General features: G+C 28.3%; 2 pseudogenes. Both read right to left on the bottom strand.

From position 1 onward, the window contains the following. Nucleotides 1-251, bottom strand: a pseudogene (locus tag AJ939_RS11120) (hypothetical protein); the annotation flags it as partial. Between the two features lie 10 nt (nucleotides 252-261). Further along, nucleotides 262-981: pseudogene (locus AJ939_RS04455) on the bottom strand (hypothetical protein); the annotation flags it as partial.

The following is a 981-nucleotide window of genomic DNA, read 5'->3' as shown; positions in this document are numbered from 1 at the left end:
GCTTTGCCAATCTTTAAATTCAAGCAAAGTAGATTTCTCCCCTGTGTGAAATTCAGGATCTAGATACCTAGGTTGATAATTAATATAAGGAGAAGTTCTTAATATACGATCAGCTTCAAACAAAGCTTTAGAATATTCTTGGGTGTATTTGCCTACCTTAGCTCCCCCATCATATAATAAAATTTTATTCGTTTTTTTTCTACATCTAATATACCACCATTAGGTGTATAAATCTCGTAAGTTTCACTCATTTTTATCCTTTCATCCTATATATAAACCATCTTCCATGATTATAGTTGTAGCTAGTCTGCCTATGAAATTAGGCGGAGTTTTTGTTTCTGATGTGATGTCAGCATTTGCACTTGCTTTGCTAGTGTTATTTTCTCTTTTGCCTATAGCTTTCAAGCTTTCTTTATTTCCATTTATCCCCATATACATAGCCTTAAGATTGTTTTGTCCTATGATATTGAGTTTTTCTAGTAATCTTCTGGTTTTATTTTTATCTTCTATATATCTTCCTGTTTTATCTTTACTTGTATTGTAAATTCCATTAGCAAAATCTTGTAAAATTTGTAAAGCTTCATTGTAAGCATGAATAGGACTATCTTCATCCTTTTTAAAAGCACTAATTTGCTTTTCTTTATTTCTAAACTCTTTAAACAAAGGATGATTACAAGGAAGTTGATATATAGTGCATTTTTTAAGTTCTAAAGATTTTAACTCTTTAAAATAAAAAGTATAATCATCTATAATATATTTTTGTTCTTTTATATCCTCTAAAGCAGTTGCATTTCTTTTCTCATCAATAATCAAATAAGATAAAAGTCTTTTTAAAAGAAATTCTTTATTTTCTTCAAGCTTTTGATCTATTTCATAATGAAAGGAAAAATGAGTGTCAAAAACTCCTGTGCAAAGATCTATGCCATAAAAAATTTTCTTTAAATCAAAGCTAATGAATTTCGAATTGATTGCAAAAGGATA

Origin of the sequence: Campylobacter sp. BCW_6889 (assembly GCF_001762535.1) — a bacterium.
Taxonomy (GTDB): Bacteria; Campylobacterota; Campylobacteria; order Campylobacterales; family Campylobacteraceae; genus Campylobacter_D; species Campylobacter_D jejuni.
Note: the sequence above shows the minus strand (reverse complement) of the source record. Positions and strands in the feature narration are given on the sequence as shown.